The sequence below is a fragment of the Paenibacillus caui genome (assembly GCF_019904135.1).
GTDB classification, from domain to species: Bacteria; Bacillota; Bacilli; order Paenibacillales; family Paenibacillaceae; genus Fontibacillus; species Fontibacillus caui.
This window is the reverse complement of record NZ_JAIOGQ010000001.1, coordinates 244,672-261,640: the sequence shown is the minus strand read 5'-3', so window position 1 is coordinate 261,640 and position 16,969 is coordinate 244,672. Positions and strand designations below refer to the sequence as shown.

The window sequence follows — 16,969 nt, the reverse complement described above, 5'->3', positions numbered from 1 at the left end:
TTAACCCTCGCCCCACGTTCGGTCACCCGTGAGATATTTTTCGGTCAGGATGGCCAGGAGCTGAATGCCCACTTCATTATGCCCGCCTTCGGGGATGATGAGGTCGGCGTATTTCTTGGACGGCTCGATAAACGCTTCGTGCATCGGCTTTACCGTCGTTAAATATTGCTGGTGTATCGACTGAATGGTGCGTCCGCGTTCCTCGATGTCCCGAAGAACCCGGCGAAGGATCCGCACATCGGGATCGGTATCGACAAATACCTTGATGTCGAGCAGCTCCCGGAGTTTCTCATCGGACAGCACATGAAGCCCTTCAATAATGGCGATATTATTCGGCTTGAGCTCCGTCGTCTTCACCGTGGAGCGGGCATGAACCGTAAAATCATAGACCGGAGCTTGCGCGGCCTGTCCATTTTTCAGCTGTTTGAGATGCTCAATCAGCAGTTCGTTATCGAAGGCGAACGGATGATCATAGTTGATCTGCTCGCGTTCGGCCAGGCTGAGATGTGAATGGTCCTTATAGTAATTATCCTGTGATATGAAAGTAACTTTACCCGATCCAAGACGATCAATTACGGAGCGGGCTACCGTTGTTTTGCCGGAGCCGGTGCCGCCGGCGATCCCAATAATAAGCATGGCGAATCCATAACCCTCCCTAAGACGTTGCAATTCCAGTATTGTAGCACAGCGGGCGTGATTTTTCACCTCATCCAACCAGAAGCAGAACGAAAATATGTTACAATAAAATTTCAATTTGGCTGGAGGTGTCTACATGAAAATTTGGGAGTGGACAGAGAGGCTTTTCGAAGGAATAAATGCGATTCATATTTTGATTTCCGTTGGGATTATCGTTCTGTTCTTGCTTCTTAGCAAAGTGTTTTCGAGGTGGGGCATTTCCATGCTGAATAGATGGCTGAGGGCTTCCGATAGCGCAGCTGTATGGACGGACGCTTTCAGAAAGCCGCTGCGGCTTTTCTTTACCCTGCTTGGAGTTTATCTGGGCATAAAATATCTCCTGCCGGCTGCCTGGGAATCCGCTGTCCGCTTGGACCGGATCTTTCGAAGCGTCATCATTATTTTACTGGGATGGGGAACTTATATCGTGTCCTCCCAGTCCTCCGTTCTGCTGGTAGGAATCGGCAAGAAACTGAGCATGAACGACACCGGCATGCTGATTCCCTTCTTGACGAAAGTGCTCCGGTTTATCGTGGTTATCGTCACAATTGGTTTAGTCGGTTCGGAGTGGGGATTCAGTGTAAATGGGCTCGTAGCCGGGATGGGTCTGGGAAGTCTTGCTATAGCGCTGGCTGCCAAGGATACGCTCGGAAATATTTTAGGGGGAATAGTCATCATTATTGAGAAGCCGTTCTCCAAGGGCGACTGGATTCTAACCCCTACAGTGGAAGGGGTTGTAGAGGATATCACCTTCCGGAGCACACAAATTCGAACCTTTGCGGATGCGGTGATTACTGTTCCCAATTCGCAGATGGCAGATCAACCGATCACCAACTGGAGCAAGATGGGAAAGAGAAGGATTACCTTTACACTTGGAGTGGCCTTGGATTCGGATCGGGACCGGTTGTCAGCCGCTATTACCCGAATTAAGCAATTGTTGATGGAGAACGAGCATATTGATCAAGATACCATTTTGGTCTACTTTACCGACTTCAATGAGCAAAATTTGGGCATCTTCTTTTACTTTTTTACCAAAACAACCGTTTGGGCTGAATATTTGGAAGTACGTCAACTGGTCAATTTAGAAATCCTCCAGATTCTGGAGGAAGAAGGAATCAAGCTGGCTTACCCGGTGCAGCGGATTTTCTTCGAGAATTCTTCATCTGCAGAGCAAAGGGTTCGTGCTTAATTAAGAGCTCGTCGAGCAGGAACAGGGCTAATTTCGGGAGGGAGCGGCAGAATAATGAGTGAACATAAATCGCTGTTAGAAGCTTTTAATCAAACGACCTATAAGCTGGGAGGCCATGGTCCAAGAAACGTTCAGGTTCTGAAAGAGGCCTTTGAAGGGACGGGCGGCGAGCTGGAAAGCGATATGTACGGCAAGGGGAAGGTCATCGAGGATTTTGAGAGGAAGATGGCGCAGCTGCTGGGAAAAGAGACGGCCGTCTTTTTTCCGAGCGGAACGATGGCCCAGCAAATCGCGCTCAGAATATGGTGCGACGGGAAGGGGCTTCCTAAAGTAGCCTACCATCCTTTGTGCCATTTGGAGATTCATGAAGAGGACGGCCTCAAAAAGCTGCATCACATCGAGCCGATCCTGCTTGCGGACAAGGACCGGTTGATTACGCTGGAAGATGTGCGGAAACTGAAAGAGGACATTGCCTGTTTGCTGCTGGAGCTTCCGCAGCGTGAAATCGGTGGCCAACTGCCGGATTACGAAGAGCTCGAAGCGATTTCGGCCTATTGCCGCAAGCAGGGCATCAAGCTGCATCTGGACGGCGCAAGACTGCTGGAGGTTCTGCCCTATTACCAAAAATCCGCCGCTGAGGTATGCAGTCTTTTTGACAGTGTCTATATATCATTTTACAAGGGAGTTGGCGGAATTGCGGGGGCGGTTCTTGCGGGTGAAGGAGCTTTTATACAGGAATCGAAGGTTTGGAAAAGACGCCACGGCGGGGATTTGATCAGCTTGTACCCTTATATTTTGAGCGCTGACTACTATTTTGACCAAAGAGCAGACAAAATGGGAAAGTACTACGAGGAGGCCAAAGAGCTGGCCGGTTTGTATAATGAGTGCCATGGCGTGATAACAAGACCGGCAGAACCCGTGTCGAACATGTTCCATGTTCATTTTGACGTGTCCAAAGAGAAGATTGAGCCTGTTCTCATTGACGTTTATGAGCAGACAGGCGTCGGATTCACGTCTTATTTGAGTGATTATGATGAACAAACCTGCAAATTCGAGGTGAGCATCGGTGACCGCTATGCGACTGTGCCGAAAGAAAAGCTGAAGCAGGCCTTTCAACTGCTGAGTGAAAAGCTGGAAAAGCTGAAATAGCCGGATGAGGTTCGATGAGAAAAGGATGTCTGGAGCTTCGATGTAACATAAATTCACATCCATTCTCCAATTATTATTACATTATGTAAAATGGAAAATCGCTCCGTTCGTTTTACCATATAAAGATATAAATGTTCCTAAAGAAATCTTTAGAAGCGGAGATGATGAAGCATGCAGCAGCAAAAGCTGTTTGTGAACAGCGAAAGACTGAAGGACACCATCGAAACCTTTGCGGATTTTGGACGTACGAAAGCGAACGGCGTGACCCGGCTGTCATTAAGCCAGGAGGACATTTCAGTGCGGAATTATTTCCGTTCCTGCTGTGAAGAGCTGGGCATGACCGTCAAGGCCGACGACATGGGGTGCATGTATGCTACGCTTGAGGGCGTGCGGCAGGCGCCTCCGATCGTCATCGGCTCACATTTGGATACCGTCAAGAAAGGCGGGCGGTTTGACGGCGTGCTTGGAGTCATTGCCGGGCTGGAGGTCGTACGGACTTTGGTGGACAACGGAATCAAGCCGGAAATCCCGGTTACGGTGATGAATTTCACCAATGAGGAGGGCGCCAGATTCGAGCCTTCCATGATGGCCTCCGGCGTACTTTCCGGCAAATTTGACAAAGCATTGATGTTAAGCAAAAAGGATACTGAAGGCGTCTCCTTTCAGCAGGCTCTGAAGGCAAGCGGCTATGCGGGAGAGGTGGAGAATCGGATTCAGGAAGCCACGGCTTATCTGGAGCTTCACATCGAACAGGGACCTGTACTCGAGAAGGAAGAACTGTCGATCGGCGTCGTCGAATGTGTGGTCGGTATGGCGTGTTATGAAATTGAAGTGAACGGGGAATCGGACCATGCCGGGACGACCCCGATGGACATGCGCAAGGACGCTTTTTTCGCAGCCAATGATCTGGTAGCCATGCTTCGGGAGAAACTGTCTAAGCTGGATTCCGAATTGGTGTACACGATGGGGAGAGTAAGCGTCTATCCCAGTATTCATACCGTCATCCCGAACAAAGTTGTCTTTACGGTTGAAGCACGGCATAAGGACGAAGGGGTCGTCCGCGAGGTGGAGAACATCATTCTAGGTCTGCCGGAGGAGCAGCTAGGCTGCAGCGTGAGCAAAACCAAGCTTTGGGGCCGCGACACGGTATGGTTTGACGAGAAAATTTGCGGTCATCTTGAAGATTCGACCAAGTCTTTCGGCTATCCGTATAAAAGAATGGCCAGCGGAGCAGGGCATGACGCTCAATTCGTGGCGAGCTTCCTGCCGTCTGCAATGCTCTTTGTTCCCAGTGTGAACGGGAAAAGCCATTGCGAAGAAGAGCTGACATCCTATGAGGATTGCGAAAAAGGCGTTAATGTCTTACTCGAAACCGTGCTGACGTTGCTGTCGGAATAAGTGGTAAGTTTCCTCCGTATTAAGGTGCCTGTTTAGGCGCCTTTTTTGTTGTGGATATGAGGATTAGTGTATAATCGGAGGCTCTGGAAGATCTGGAGGTTTAGAGATTAAAAACGCCTCTCTACTCCTTTTTGGGGAGGGAGAGGCGTTTAACTCTATGGCCGATTCTTATGAAAGAGCTAAACCTGAAGCAGCAGCAGGATAATCGAAGACAGTCCCAGACAAGTGCTGATCAAATAAAGGAACATGATGACCTGCTTCTGATTTAAGCCGGCGCGCAGCAGCCGGTAATGAACCTGGCTCGCGTCTGCCTGGTAGATTGATTTTCCTTGCAGCATCCGCTTGATGACGACGAACAGATTGTCGAAAATCGGTACGCCCAGCGCCAGCACCGGGATGAACAGGGACAGGACCGTAGCTTGCTTGAAGGCTCCGTCCAGCGCAATAACGGCCAGCATAAAGCCGAGAAAAGTCGCTCCGGCATCGCCCATAAACACTTTTGCCGGCGGTTTGTTATAACGCAAATAGGCAAGCGTTACTCCGATCAGCGTGATGGACAGCATGGCGGAATTGGTCTGCCCTTTGGCAAGTGCAACCACAAACAGCGTCACGGCTGAGATGGCGGATAACCCGCCGGCCAGCCCGTCCATTCCGTCGGAGAAATTGATTACCGTCGTCACTCCGAAAATCCATAAGATCGTTAGCACAAACTGCAGCCAGCCCGGAAGCAGCACATATTCGCCGCTAAACGGATTCACAAATCCGCTAAACGTGATCCCTGCCGCGTAGACAAGGATGGCTGCCGATACCTGAACAACCAGTTTAGGAAGCGCGGGAAAATCCCGGCCTTTGGTTTTGTACCAGTCATCGAGCGTTCCGATCGTTAGCAGCAGGATCCCTCCGGCGAACAGCGCCCCGGTTTCCCAGGAAAAGTTTCTGGTAAACAGCAGATACGACACGAAAAATCCGATAAAGATCGCATAGCTTGCGGTAAGCGGAATCGGTTTTCTGTGTATTTTGCGTTCGACGTCCGCACGGGGTTTGTCTACAAAATCGAGACGGAACGCCAGTTTCCCCAGCGGAGGGATCAGCAGATAAACGATTAAAAACGATAGAAGAAAAGAAAAGATATATAACATAATGTCCACCACCAGAATTATAGACTCACTAAGTCATATTATAAAAAGAAACCTCAGCAATGTCGAATACAGATCCATTCGGCTTCTTCGCTCGCCAGAAATTCTATGGCATCTTGAAGAATCCAGGCTGGCGTGATCCACCGTATACGGCAAGCGAAAATATGATATTATGAAAACAAAATCTAAAATGAGGTGATGATGTCTTGATCGGACGCAGCGGCAATCCTACTTTGAAAGAAAGTACTTTTAACAGACCGGATCAGTTTTCCGGATTGAATGCAATGACCATTGGGGGGACTGTGAACAAGGCTTTTATTACACTGATTATCCTGGTGGGCAGCGCATTCAGCACGTGGATGCTGTATTTTGACGGTTCTAATGTAGTTCCCATGGCAATAGGAGGCGCTATTATCGGCTTTATTCTGGCCCTGATTGTCAGCTTTGTCCCCAAAGCCTCGCCTTATCTGGTTCCGGTTTACGCGATCGCGGAGGGGATGTTCCTGGGCGCTATCTCGGCCCAATATGAAACGGTATATCATGGGATTACACTGCAAGCCTCCTTATTAACGATGGGTGTGTTCTTCGCATTGCTGCTTGCCTACAAAACAAAGCTCATAAAAGCGACGGAAAACTTCAAGCTTGGCGTCATTGCCGCAACCGGCGGAATCGCGCTCGTCTATTTGCTGAGCATTGTACTCGGCTGGTTCGGTGTCCAAATCCCGTATCTGCATGAGAGCACTCCGCTCGGCATCGGCATTTCGGTAGTGATCGTCATTGTTGCTGCGCTTAATCTGGTGCTGGATTTCGATTTTATCGAGCGGGGAGCGGAGCGCGGAGCTCCGAAATACATGGAGTGGTACGGCGCGTTCGGTTTGATGGTCACGCTGGTGTGGCTTTACCTTGAAATGCTGCGCTTGCTCGCCAAAATAGCGAGCCGCGATTAATCGGCATTTGCAGGCGCTTCATCGCTTCAAATGAAAGGCTGACGGGTTTACTCCCGCCGGCCTTTTTTTGAACTATAAGAAAGTATAAGGGCAGGGGCCCCATACTTTTTTATAGTTCTCGCAGAAACGGATGCCGTCTTTTAAAGGACGGCTTTGCGGTTTCTACTTGTCTTAACAGAAGTAGAGCAATCGGACCATTATGTACATAACCATGTTAGGTTTTATGACTGTTGATAAGAATATTTTTGACCCAATAAAATAAAATTAATTAGCCATGCGCTTGTTGTAGAGGTATTATACTATAAATCATTATTCGGGGTCCGCCGAATATATCGCGACATGTAAGATATAGGGCAGATGTAGCAAATTTAAAGGGAGGTTGCGCCGTTGGTGGAGGATAAAGTGTTGATCAAGGACTGGTTAGCAGTCGCTTATGCCGGGGATGTAGCCGATAAACCCGTTAAAATGACCCTTTTAAATGAACGGATCGTTCTTTTCCGGACGTCAGAAGGCATCAAAGCATTTAAAGATTTGTGCATTCATCGGGGGGCCCCTTTGTCATACGGCAAAGTCGTAGACGATTGTATCGTTTGTCCCTATCACGGCTGGCGGTTTGACGGAGAGGGGAAATGCGTAAGAATTCCACAGCAGCCTCCTGAGCAGACCATTCCGCCGAAGGCTAAAGCGATTGTATATCCATGTGTCGAGAGATACGGCATCGTATGGGTTAACTTAGATGAAGATGCGATAAAGAAGGGGACGCCGCTTCCTTTTTACGAAGAATTTGACGATCCGTCCTTCCGAACCGTGCAGGCTGCGCCATATGTTCTTCATGCGGCAGGGCCGCGGGTTGTTGAAAATTTCCTGGACGCCGGGCATCTGGCTTTTGTCCATGAGGGGCTGCTGGGCGACTCCAATTTTCCGGAGATTCCCGATTATCATGTTCACTGGAAAGAGAACCGGTACGTTTCCGATGAAATTGCCATTTATGCGGATGCGGACGGCTCGGGAAACTATGCGACGCTCTATTATACTTATGAAATTCTGCGGCCGATGACGGCAAGGCTTAAGAAAGTCAACTACGAGAACAATCAGATCTTGTCCATGCTGTTTACGGTGCTTCCTCACGATGAACGAAAAACGACCGTTTTTGCGCTCGTAACAAGAAACTATGCTTTGGATGAGCCGGACTCATATTTTCGCGATTTCCAGCAGAAGGTGATCGAACAGGATGCTTTCATCGTGGAAAATCAGAAGCCGGAGGAACTTCCCCTCGATTTGCAGGCGGAGCTGCATCTGAAGGCGGACAGGGTGAGCATTGCCTACCGGAGATGGCTCGGCGAATTGGGCGTTACCTACGGCAGCGATGTTACCGGTCTTCGTTAGAAGATCATCCGAACATGACTCAAGTAAAGAACGGACAAAGGAGAGTGGCTATAGGTGACACCTGATGTGTTGAAAAAAGAGCCTGAAGCTCAGCTGTTTAGAGATTTTCCGAGAGACTGCACCTTTACCCGGGAGGACTGGGCGATTTTGGCCCGGTACTGGTACCCGGTTGCCCTGTCCAGTGAAGTGCAGGATAAACCGGTTGGCGTCAAGCTCCTGGATGTCAAGCTCGTGTGCTACCGAAGCGGCGACAAGGTCGTTGTGGCCCGTGACCTTTGCTTCCACCGCGGCGCTCCGCTGAGCAAGGGCTGGGTGGAGGATGGCGAAATTGTCTGCCCGTATCACGGGTTCAAGTACAACTGTGAAGGGAAATGTACAGCTGTTCCGGCCCATCCCGGCGGCAAAATTTCGCCCAAGCTGAAGCTGATCACCTATCCGGTCGTTGAGCGGTACGGCCTGATCTGGACCTCGCTGTTATCCACCGAGGAGGATGTGCAAATTCCGGATTTTCCAAGCTGGGACGACCCGGATTATATACAGGTCCTGCCGCCTGCCTTTGACATTGCGGGTTCCTCCGGACGTCAGCTTGAAGGGTTCCTTGACGTATCCCATTTCGCTTACGTGCATACCGAGACATTTGCGGATCGCAGCAATACAGTAGTTCCGCAGTATACCGTGGAAAGGGAAGGGAACGGGCTGCATGTGGAGTACTGGAGTACGGTCAGCAATTACGGAAAAAGCCAGCAGCACGAAGCTCCCGAAGGATTTCAGTGGCTGCGCGAATTCCGGGTATTCCCGCCGTTCGCTGCGTCGCTGCGAGTCTATTTCCCGAACGAAGGCAGACTCAATATTTTGAACTGCGCTTCCCCGGTATCGGCCAAATACACCCGGTTGTTCAGCCCGATCTGCCGGAATTTCGACAAGGATGTTCCCGTGGAAGAAATCGTCCAGTTCAATCTGAAGGTCTTCAGTGAGGACCGGGAAATGGTCGAGGCGCAGACGCCGGAGGAGCTGCCGCTTGATTTGCTGGCGGAAGCCCATATTCCAGCCGACAAGACCTCGATTGCTTACCGGCAGCTGCTGACCGAGCTGGGACTGGGCAGATCCTATACCTCCTGAGCATCCGGCTCTCATTCATATTTAAAGTTAAGGCCGCTGGCGGATATCCGCCAGGGGCCTTTCGGCGCACGCCGACTCAAGTATTGGCTTTCACTCAGCTCTGCTCCAGCACAGCCGGGGCTGCCTCCCCGCTTGCTTTGCTCGTGAGCACATCCTTGTTCAGAAACCGGCAACGGAAGTCAATTTCGCTAAATCCAGTCTCCTTCACGTTCCGTTTCCGTATAAATGGCAATCAGGACGAGGGCTGTCTCCTCGCCGATATTTTTGACCAAATGGGGGGTGCAGGCGTTCCAGCTGAAGGAGTCGCCTTCCTTAAATTCCGCGCTATCCTCGCCCTGCTCGGCATAGACCGTTCCCTGGATTACGAAATGAACCTCTTCGCCTTCGTGCGCATGCGGGGTTTCGCCTGTCGAAGCCCCTGGGGGAAACTCCACGATGCGCATCCTTACATTTTTGGTGGAGCTTAAGTGCTCGACCTTCAGATTTTCCATGCCGCTTGTCGTCACGGTGCGGTCCTCTTTGCGTACGATCTTCATCCGTTCTTCCCTTTTAAGCAGCAAATACGCCAGCGGCACTTTGAGCGCTTTCGCAATGTTTTCCAATGTAGCAATGGACGGAGAGGTTTTATTATTCTCGACCTGGCTCATGAAGCCTTGGGACAGGCCGGTTTCCTCGCAAATTTGTACGATCGTGATGTTCTTCCGTTTACGGATGGCCCGTATGGTGGAACCGATATCCATTCCATGATTCACTCCTCAAAATATTAGCTATAGAAAACTTAATTTAATATTATCAATTTTTTGGTTGACATACTACTGGTCCTCCCATTACATTAGTGACATAAACATTATTTTAGTATTACTAATAAACGGGTGAAAGGGTGGAGATAAGAATGTCAAGAATAGCAATCGTATCGTTAATCATGCGGGTTGGCTTGGGAATTTTGTTCCTGGTTCACGGAGTCAAAAAATTTCAAATGGGGCTCGGCAATGTAGCAGCCTGGTTTGACACTGCGGGCGTCCCCGGTTTTCTGGCGTATATTGCAGGACCGCTTGAGTTGATTGGCGGAATTCTGCTTATCGCAGGGCTCCTGACCCGATATGTATCTATTCTGTTGGTCCTCCAGCTGATCGGGGCAATTTTCATAATGAAGCTTCCTGCAGGGCTGCTCGGCAATGGACAGATGGCGGGATATGAGCTTGATATCGCTTATATTCTGGTGGGACTCCATTTGGCAGCGGCCGACCGGACGCCTTTGTCTATCGACGGACTGTTCCTGTTCCGGAGCAAGGATCGCGCCGTATCCGGGAGACGCAAAATAATGCAGAGGGGATGACGTCATGCCAGCCACAGAACCGGCTTATAAGTACGAGCTTCATCTGCCCGCCGGGTTTGATCCGAACCGGAAATATCCGGCGATTTTTACGCTGCACGGTAAAGGCTCGAATGAACGCAACATGTATTCGCTGGTGAGTCCATTGTCCGAATCGTTTATCATGATCGGGATCAGGGGCAATCTTCCTTTAGGCTCGGGGTTTCAATATTACGAGCTCAAAAGCCTTGGCCATCCGATACGCGAACTGTTTGACGAGGCCGTGCGGCAGCTGGACGCCTTTATCGATTACGCCACAGATAAGTACCCGATTGATCCGCAAAGGCGGTATTTGCTCGGCTTCAGCCAGGGGGCGATTCTGTCTGCAAGCCTTGCGCTCACGATGGGCAGCCGCCTTAAGGGAATCGTTGCCCTGAACGGGTACATTCCGGGGTTTGTGAAGACGGAATATCCGCTTCAAAGCGTGCGGGATGTATCCGTGTTTATCTCTCATGGCGAATACGATCCTGTATTTCCGCTTGAAATCGGGCGGGAAACGGCCGCCTACTTTCAGAACCGCACCCCTCATCTGGCTTTTAAAACATATCCCACAGGCCATGAAGTTTCCCTGGACAATCAGCGGGATTTCGTGAACTGGCTAAAAGCCGATACAGGCTTAGAGGAATAAGGAGTGAATGGCCATAATGATGCCGTCTTATTTTATTGCACACGGAGCACCTTCCCTTGTTTTGGAACGGAATGAATATACCGATTTTTTGAAAAAATTAGGCGCGCAGACGCCAAGACCGAAAGCGATCGTACTTTTTTCGGCTCATTGGGAAAGTCCGCAGCAAACGGTCAGCGCCGTTCCTTCGTACAGCACCATCTATGACTTCTCGGGTTTTCAGGAAGAGCTTTACCGGATGACCTATCCGGCCAAGGGGGAACGTGCGCTGAGCGAAGAAATCCAGTCGTTGTTTGCCGAACACGGAATTCCAAGCGGATTGAATGAGGAGAGGGGGTTGGACCACGGAGCTTGGGCTGTGCTAAAAATGATCTATCCCGAAGCCGACATTCCGGTCGTCGCTTTATCCGTCCACCGGCATTTGACCCCCCAGCAGCAGTACCAGATCGGCAGGGCTTTATCCGTACTACGGGAGCGGGATGTGCTGATCATCGGCAGCGGCGGCACGGTCCACAACTTGCGGATGGTGAACTGGCGGGCCGAAGAGGCCGACCCTTGGGCCGTATCGTTCGACGAATGGCTTCAGGATAAGTTGGAGGCATGGGATCTGAACGTCCTGTTTGACTACCGGGAAGAAGCACCTTATGCCAAAGAAGCCGTTCCGACCAGTGAGCATTTTATTCCTTTGCTGCTCGCGATGGGGACAGGCGACTCGAACCGCCAGGCGAAGCTGCTGCACCGCAGCTACCAATACGGCAATTTGAGCTTAAGCTGCTGGCAGTTCCAGTGACATAATAAACATTTGACTCTAACGTTACGTAATCGTTTATATTTTGCGTATCTTAGTTAGAGGAGATGATCGTATTATGGAATTCTACCCTATGCCTTTGTTTGTTAAACTTTCTGTGAGTGATATGGGCCGATCGCTTAGTTGGTACAAAGAGATTCTCCATTTTGAACCGGTGTTCACGCTGCCCGGTAATGACGGGGAAATTACAATGGCTCATATCAGAGGGGAGAAGTATCAAGACCTCATGCTGGTGTCAGGTTTTCAAAATGATCAGCAAGCTAATGGTAAAGGGATCGTTATTAACTTAAACGCAGAAGATATCGACTCCATTTCGGAAAGAGCAAATAAGGCTGGCGCAGTAATTATAGAAGGTCCTGTTGACCGTCCCTGGAATGCCCGAGAGCTTGTTTTAACGGATCCGGATGGTTATCTTATCACACTTTCCATGGGGATAGATAAGCAAAAAGACTTTGATGACGTTATCGCTCAGGTTCGTTCTCGTGAGTAACCATTGCTTTTGCTTTCCTTTTTCAGAGAAAAAGAAATAGGTCTCGTCCACTTCTGCGAGACCTATTCGTCATGCACGTCCATCATTTCAGATGCTTTGAGCGAACGCAAGGTATTTAGAATAAAATATCCTTTACATGCTGAATAGTTACGAATCTGCCGTTCCAGACCGTCTCATGATGCTCGATGATTTTGGAGGCGGGCAGAGCGGAGTTGTCCAGCGTGCTGTGGCTGTCTTTCGCCAGGATGTTGTTCTTGTAGCCAAGGCTGTAGGCTGCCCGAATCGTAGTATCCAAGCAGAACTCAGTTTGTGCCCCGGCAAAAATAAGCTGTTCGATCGATTTCTCCTTCAGCACATCCGAAAGCTCGGTTTCGTGAAACGAATCCCACGTTGTTTTTCGGACTACCGTGTCCTCGTCACTTCTCGACAGTCCGTGGTACAGGTGCCAGCTCGGCGAATCCACATAGAACTCGTCTCCCTGGTAGTCGTATTCCGTATGCTGGATGAAGATAACAGGCACTTGATAGGCACGCGCCGCAGCGATCAACTCGTTGATATTGGCCGCAAGTTCCTCCTTCTTGTACAGATAGTTTTCAGGCATTGTATAAAAGGCTTCCTGTACATCAATAATGACCAACGCTTTGTTCAAGTGAAGTCCTCCTGACCGTCATGGAATTGTTATGGAGCTCGTCTGATTTCATATGTAAATGATCTCTGAAAAAAATGTAAATACTATATAATAAGTTGAAGAAATGATTGAATCATGTGTCGCTACGAAGATGGATAGTTCTTTAAGGTCGCTGTTCCCCCCGGATTTCTTTGAGTTGGCCTAAGTAGGGAGAAATCCGGGGGCAAAGGCGAACGCAGCTTATGCTTACGAAGCAGCTTTCTTGCAGAAAGCTTTTAGCTTCTTCAGAATCCATCCATCTTCTCCGTTCTCTATGCTGTTCAACTTATATAGTAAATAAATTTTATCATGGTGTCCGTAAAAGGAGGAGCGAACAGAAGATGAATTTACGGCCCTGGTCCTTGCGGCCGGCAGCTGTCTTTTCCCATAAGGTCGTCGATGACCGCAGCTGCCTCATGCAACCGTTAGGGCTAACATACTTGATTTAGCACCGACTTACTGCCGTTTGCCGTTGACTTTAATGAAGCCCAGATCCGCCACAGCCGTAAGATCTGTGCCGCCTCCGCTTACGGTCTGTTTCTTGGAAGCGTCATTGGAAATCTTCGTTTCAAGATTGTATCTCGCTTTGCCGGGAACCTTTATGTTGATATTTCCCAAATCCGATGCAAGCCGGATCGCATTGGCCTGCTCCATGTTTCTTACATTCAGATTTATATTTCCCAAATTTGTTGTAACACTGCATTCTCCCTCCAGAATAACCTTCGACAGCTTTACTTCTCCCATATCATTTTGGATTTGAACCGCTCCTTCAATGTCATCCATTTTGATATCGCCCATTCCGTTTTGGACGGTATAAACTTTAACGCCTTGCGGTATTTTCACCTCATAGTCAACGGATATATTGACAGATTGGTAATGGTTTTGCTTCCACTCCCATAAGTCTGAATGATCCTTGGCAACAGCATGAATCAAAACCGTATTTCTTTGTAATTCCTGCTCAATAAGGATATTATCCATAATTTCATTTTTTATGGCTCTATCCTTTGTCCTCACCCTTTTTACAGCCAAGACACTTATTTCGCCATTCTTGCCTGGACTGATTTTGATATCACCCATTCCGTTAATCAGCGTGAGTTCGTTAACTTCATCCAGCGTTTGGGTCTGTGTTTCCTTCCGTACAAATTCATTTTGAAACATACTGCATCCTCCTAAAAGGATTATTATAAGCACCCATACTAGAACAATCGGAAATTTTCGCATGATATTCGGCAGCTCCTCCCGGGTTGATTGTTAGAAATGCAGAAAAATGCATTTAAAATTTCAGATAACGGGGTAAACGTGAAAAAACGTTCATTTTTTCACAAACGGTTCCCCAATTTCTCTGATTTTAAATGGAAAACAAGTTAAAGCTCGCGTATGTTTATTTATAATAAACTAGATAATAAGAGTAAAATGTTACAATTAAGTAAATACTATTCTTTTAACCACCTGCCCGAAATGCTCATTATAAAAAATAGCTTGAAATATATAGATATCTATGTAAAATAAAATTATGATCAAAAATAACGCAGCCTCGATGATAAGCAAGATTAGAGACGCCGCCAATCAAGTGATTGTGACGGAGCTTCACAAGCACGGGGTGGACAACATTGTCCCGTCCCATGGCGATATTCTCACGTTTCTGTATCAGCAGGACGGATTATCCGTTAAGGAGCTGGCCCACAAAATCCGCCGGAAGCAGCCGACGGTCACGGTTCTGGTGGATAAGCTGGTGAAGCTGGGCTATGTGCAAAGAACGAAGATGGAGGAGGACACCCGCGTAACCCGGGTGATGCTTACGGAGAAAGGGAGGCAGCTTGAGCCGGTATTCCGCGAGGTCTCAGACAAATTAAACAAGACCCTGTACGGCGGGTTGGACAATACCGAACAAGAGCAGCTGGAAGCTTTGCTCGACCGGATCCTGCGAAGCTTCTAATTTTTTTCGCTATGATACATAGATGTCTATGTATATAGAGTTGTGAACCAATTATTCCCAAATATATGGAGGTAGTGAAAATGAAACATCTTGTCGTTTATGCCCATCCCTATGCGGAAAGCTTTAATCATGCCATTTTGGAAACTGCGGTAAAGGCACTTCGGCAAAATGGCCATGAAGTTGTGGTCCGCGATTTATATGCCCTCGGGTTCCAGCCTGTGCTGACGCCGGAAGACACGGCGGCCCTGAGAGCGGGCCAAACGCCGCAGGACATTAAAGCGGAACAGGACTATATTGCCGAGCGGATGCCATCACATTGATTTATCCAATCTGGTGGACCGGTCTTCCGGCTATTCTGAAAGGTTATATCGACCGCGTATTTTCGTATGGCTTTGCTTACGCTTTGGGTGAAGAAGGCATCATGAAGCTGCTGGCTGGCAAAAAAGGCTTTATTATCAATACGCACGGTACCCCGAACGAAATCTATGACCAAATCGGCATGACCGCCGGCATGAAGCTGACATCCGACACCGGAATCTTTGATTTTGTCGGCATAGAGCCCGTGGGGCATCTGTTCTTCGGCAGCGTTCCTTACGTGGGCGATGCGGCTCGCAAAGAAATGCTGAAGGAAGTGGAGAACACCCTGGGCGAAGTGTTTGCGTAAGGCGAAAGAGCCGAAGCAGCAAGAAGAGCTGTTCGGAAGAGCACGGATATCTGCTCTTTCGGACAGCTCTTTTGGCGTCTTTTACATGAGAAGCGCGGGCGTTACGGGTTGTTACTCCTCATATTTTTTAACGACAATGACGGCATTGTGCCCTCCAAAGCCAAAGGAATTGGACAAACCTATCTTAAGTTCGGCTCTTCTGGCTTCGTTTGGAACGTAGTCGAGGTCGCAATCCGGATCTCTTCTCTCCTGATTGATCGTTGGCGGAATGATGCCTTCCTGCAAGGATTTTACAAGCGCAATCGCTTCCGCTCCGCCTGCCGCCCCAAACATATGGCCGGTCATGGATTTGTTGGCCGTTACGGGGATGCGGTAGGCATGGTCGCCGAATACCGTTTTGATCGCGGCCGTTTCGGAACGGTCGCCAAGCTCGGTGCTCGTGGCATGCGCACTAATGACATCCACCTCGTCTGGCGATATGCCCGCTTCGGACAGCGCAAGCTTCATCGCGCGGCTGGCTCCCTGTCCATCAGGAGGGGTAGCCACCATGTGATACGCGTCGGAAGTGGCTCCATAGCCAATAATTTCCCCATAGATACGGGCATTTCTTCGCAGTGCATGAGGCAGCGACTCCAGAATCACAATTCCCGACCCTTCGCCCATGACGAAGCCGTCGCGTCCGGCATCGAATGGCCGGCTGGCCCGTGTGGGCTCCTCGTTTCGGGTGGATAAAGCGGTAGCGTTTGAAAAGCTTGCGAGTGAAAGCCCGTTGATCGTCGCTTCCGCTCCGCCGGCAAAGATCAGGTCCGATCTGCCCGACCTGATGTTGAAGTAGGCCTCGCCTATAGCGGTATTGCCTATGGAACAAGCCGTAACCGGAGACAGCGTCGGACCGAGCGCCCCGAATTTAATGCTGATCAGCGCAGATGCCATATTCGAAATCATCATCGGAACCAGGGTAGGGCTTACCCGGCCCGGCCCCCGGGAGCTTAACACCTCGCTCTGCCCGAGCAGGGTATGGATCCCGCCTATTCCGGAGCCGACATAAACCCCCATCCGTTCCCGGTCAAGCTGCTCTGGCTTCAGCTCCGCATCCTGAAAGGCCTGTTCCGCAGCGGCCAGGGCAAACTGGCAGAACCGGTCCATACGTCTGGCCTCCTTGACTCCAAAGAGCGCGCCTGCGTCAAAGTCGCGGACAACCCCAGCCATTTTTACTTTATATTCGGAAGTATCGAAAGTGTCTATATAGGAGATTCCCGATTTACCCTGAATCAAATTGGACCAGAACGTTTCTATATTGTTTCCAAGCGGGGATACAATCCCCATTCCCGTCACAACAACTCTTTCCGGCATGACACAATCCCCCTTGATTAAATTAGTACCAGGTGCTAAGGTTATCATGTCACGA

Annotated in this window: 17 protein-coding genes and 1 pseudogene; 12 read left to right on the top strand and 6 right to left on the bottom strand. The window is 49.5% G+C overall.

Annotated elements, in window-relative coordinates:
• Complete coding sequence (udk, locus tag K7397_RS01155; RefSeq protein WP_223066090.1) at nt 1–636, bottom strand: uridine kinase; 636 nt, start codon at nt 634–636, stop codon at nt 1–3.
• A gap of 136 nt (nt 637–772) precedes the next feature.
• Between udk and K7397_RS01150 the strand changes: the two genes are divergently transcribed.
• From K7397_RS01150 to K7397_RS01140, 3 genes are all read left to right on the top strand, one after another.
• A complete protein-coding gene (locus K7397_RS01150; protein WP_223066089.1) occupies nt 773–1,864 on the top strand; it encodes a mechanosensitive ion channel family protein in 1,092 nt (363 codons plus the stop codon).
• A gap of 54 nt (nt 1,865–1,918) precedes the next feature.
• A complete protein-coding gene (locus tag K7397_RS01145; protein ID WP_223066088.1) occupies nt 1,919–3,013 on the top strand; it encodes a threonine aldolase family protein in 1,095 nt (364 codons plus the stop codon).
• 171 nt (nt 3,014–3,184) lie between these two features.
• Nucleotides 3,185–4,411 carry a Zn-dependent hydrolase gene (locus K7397_RS01140; protein WP_223066087.1) on the top strand — a complete coding sequence of 409 codons (1,227 nt, stop codon included), beginning with the start codon at nt 3,185–3,187 and terminating at the stop codon, nt 4,409–4,411.
• A gap of 179 nt (nt 4,412–4,590) precedes the next feature.
• Here K7397_RS01140 and K7397_RS01135 read toward each other — a convergent pair whose 3' ends face one another.
• On the bottom strand, nt 4,591–5,550 hold the full coding sequence (locus K7397_RS01135; RefSeq protein ID WP_223066086.1) for an MraY family glycosyltransferase: 960 nt from the start codon (nt 5,548–5,550) through the stop codon (nt 4,591–4,593).
• A 203-nt stretch (nt 5,551–5,753) separates the two neighbouring features.
• On the opposite strand from K7397_RS01135, the gene K7397_RS01130 reads away from it, so the two are divergent.
• The 3 genes from K7397_RS01130 to K7397_RS01120 all read left to right on the top strand — a co-directional run bounded on the left by K7397_RS01130 (nt 5,754) and on the right by K7397_RS01120 (nt 8,999).
• A complete protein-coding gene (locus tag K7397_RS01130) occupies nt 5,754–6,494 on the top strand; it encodes a Bax inhibitor-1/YccA family protein (RefSeq protein WP_223066085.1) in 741 nt (246 codons plus the stop codon).
• A gap of 387 nt (nt 6,495–6,881) precedes the next feature.
• Nucleotides 6,882–7,880 carry an aromatic ring-hydroxylating dioxygenase subunit alpha gene (locus tag K7397_RS01125; protein WP_223066084.1) on the top strand — a complete coding sequence of 333 codons (999 nt, stop codon included), beginning with the start codon at nt 6,882–6,884 and terminating at the stop codon, nt 7,878–7,880.
• Between the two features lie 54 nt (nt 7,881–7,934).
• Nucleotides 7,935–8,999: an aromatic ring-hydroxylating dioxygenase subunit alpha gene (locus tag K7397_RS01120; protein ID WP_337926657.1), complete on the top strand. Its 1,065-nt coding sequence runs from the start codon at nt 7,935–7,937 to the stop codon at nt 8,997–8,999.
• Between the two features lie 188 nt (nt 9,000–9,187).
• Here the strand turns inward: K7397_RS01120 and K7397_RS01115 are convergent, their stop codons facing one another.
• Nucleotides 9,188–9,739, bottom strand: a complete 552-nt coding sequence (locus tag K7397_RS01115) for a helix-turn-helix domain-containing protein (RefSeq protein ID WP_223066083.1) — start codon at nt 9,737–9,739, stop codon at nt 9,188–9,190.
• Nucleotides 9,740–9,891: 152 nt separating this feature from the next.
• Between K7397_RS01115 and K7397_RS01110 the strand changes: the two genes are divergently transcribed.
• The 4 genes from K7397_RS01110 (at nt 9,892) to K7397_RS01095 (ending at nt 12,294) form a co-directional block, all read left to right on the top strand.
• The gene (locus K7397_RS01110; RefSeq protein ID WP_223066082.1) at nt 9,892–10,335 is read left to right on the top strand and encodes a DoxX family protein; all 444 of its coding nucleotides are present in this window, start codon (nt 9,892–9,894) and stop codon (nt 10,333–10,335) included.
• A 4-nt stretch (nt 10,336–10,339) separates the two neighbouring features.
• Nucleotides 10,340–10,999: an alpha/beta hydrolase gene (locus K7397_RS01105; protein WP_223066081.1), complete on the top strand. Its 660-nt coding sequence runs from the start codon at nt 10,340–10,342 to the stop codon at nt 10,997–10,999.
• Nucleotides 11,000–11,015: 16 nt separating this feature from the next.
• Nucleotides 11,016–11,786 carry a DODA-type extradiol aromatic ring-opening family dioxygenase gene (locus tag K7397_RS01100; RefSeq protein WP_223066127.1) on the top strand — a complete coding sequence of 257 codons (771 nt, stop codon included), beginning with the start codon at nt 11,016–11,018 and terminating at the stop codon, nt 11,784–11,786.
• A gap of 76 nt (nt 11,787–11,862) precedes the next feature.
• Nucleotides 11,863–12,294 (top strand): VOC family protein, encoded by a 432-nt coding sequence (locus K7397_RS01095; protein ID WP_237690569.1) that lies wholly within the window; start codon nt 11,863–11,865, stop codon nt 12,292–12,294.
• Nucleotides 12,295–12,409: 115 nt separating this feature from the next.
• Here K7397_RS01095 and K7397_RS01090 read toward each other — a convergent pair whose 3' ends face one another.
• Both K7397_RS01090 and K7397_RS01085 read right to left on the bottom strand, forming a co-directional pair.
• Nucleotides 12,410–12,943, bottom strand: coding sequence for a cysteine hydrolase family protein (locus K7397_RS01090; protein WP_223066080.1), 534 nt, complete (start codon nt 12,941–12,943; stop codon nt 12,410–12,412).
• Nucleotides 12,944–13,417: 474 nt separating this feature from the next.
• Nucleotides 13,418–14,119: a DUF4097 family beta strand repeat-containing protein gene (locus tag K7397_RS01085; RefSeq protein ID WP_223066079.1), complete on the bottom strand. Its 702-nt coding sequence runs from the start codon at nt 14,117–14,119 to the stop codon at nt 13,418–13,420.
• A gap of 355 nt (nt 14,120–14,474) precedes the next feature.
• Here K7397_RS01085 and K7397_RS01080 point away from each other — a divergent pair, with 355 nt between their 5' ends.
• Together K7397_RS01080 and K7397_RS01075 are read left to right on the top strand one after the other, a co-directional pair.
• On the top strand, nt 14,475–14,897 hold the full coding sequence (locus tag K7397_RS01080; RefSeq protein ID WP_223066078.1) for a MarR family winged helix-turn-helix transcriptional regulator: 423 nt from the start codon (nt 14,475–14,477) through the stop codon (nt 14,895–14,897).
• An 80-nt stretch (nt 14,898–14,977) separates the two neighbouring features.
• Nucleotides 14,978–15,561: pseudogene (locus K7397_RS01075) on the top strand (NAD(P)H-dependent oxidoreductase).
• 111 nt (nt 15,562–15,672) lie between these two features.
• Here the strand turns inward: K7397_RS01075 and fabF are convergent.
• Nucleotides 15,673–16,914: a beta-ketoacyl-ACP synthase II gene (gene fabF, locus K7397_RS01070; protein ID WP_223066077.1), complete on the bottom strand. Its 1,242-nt coding sequence runs from the start codon at nt 16,912–16,914 to the stop codon at nt 15,673–15,675.
• Between the last annotated feature and the right edge of the window lie 55 nt (nt 16,915–16,969).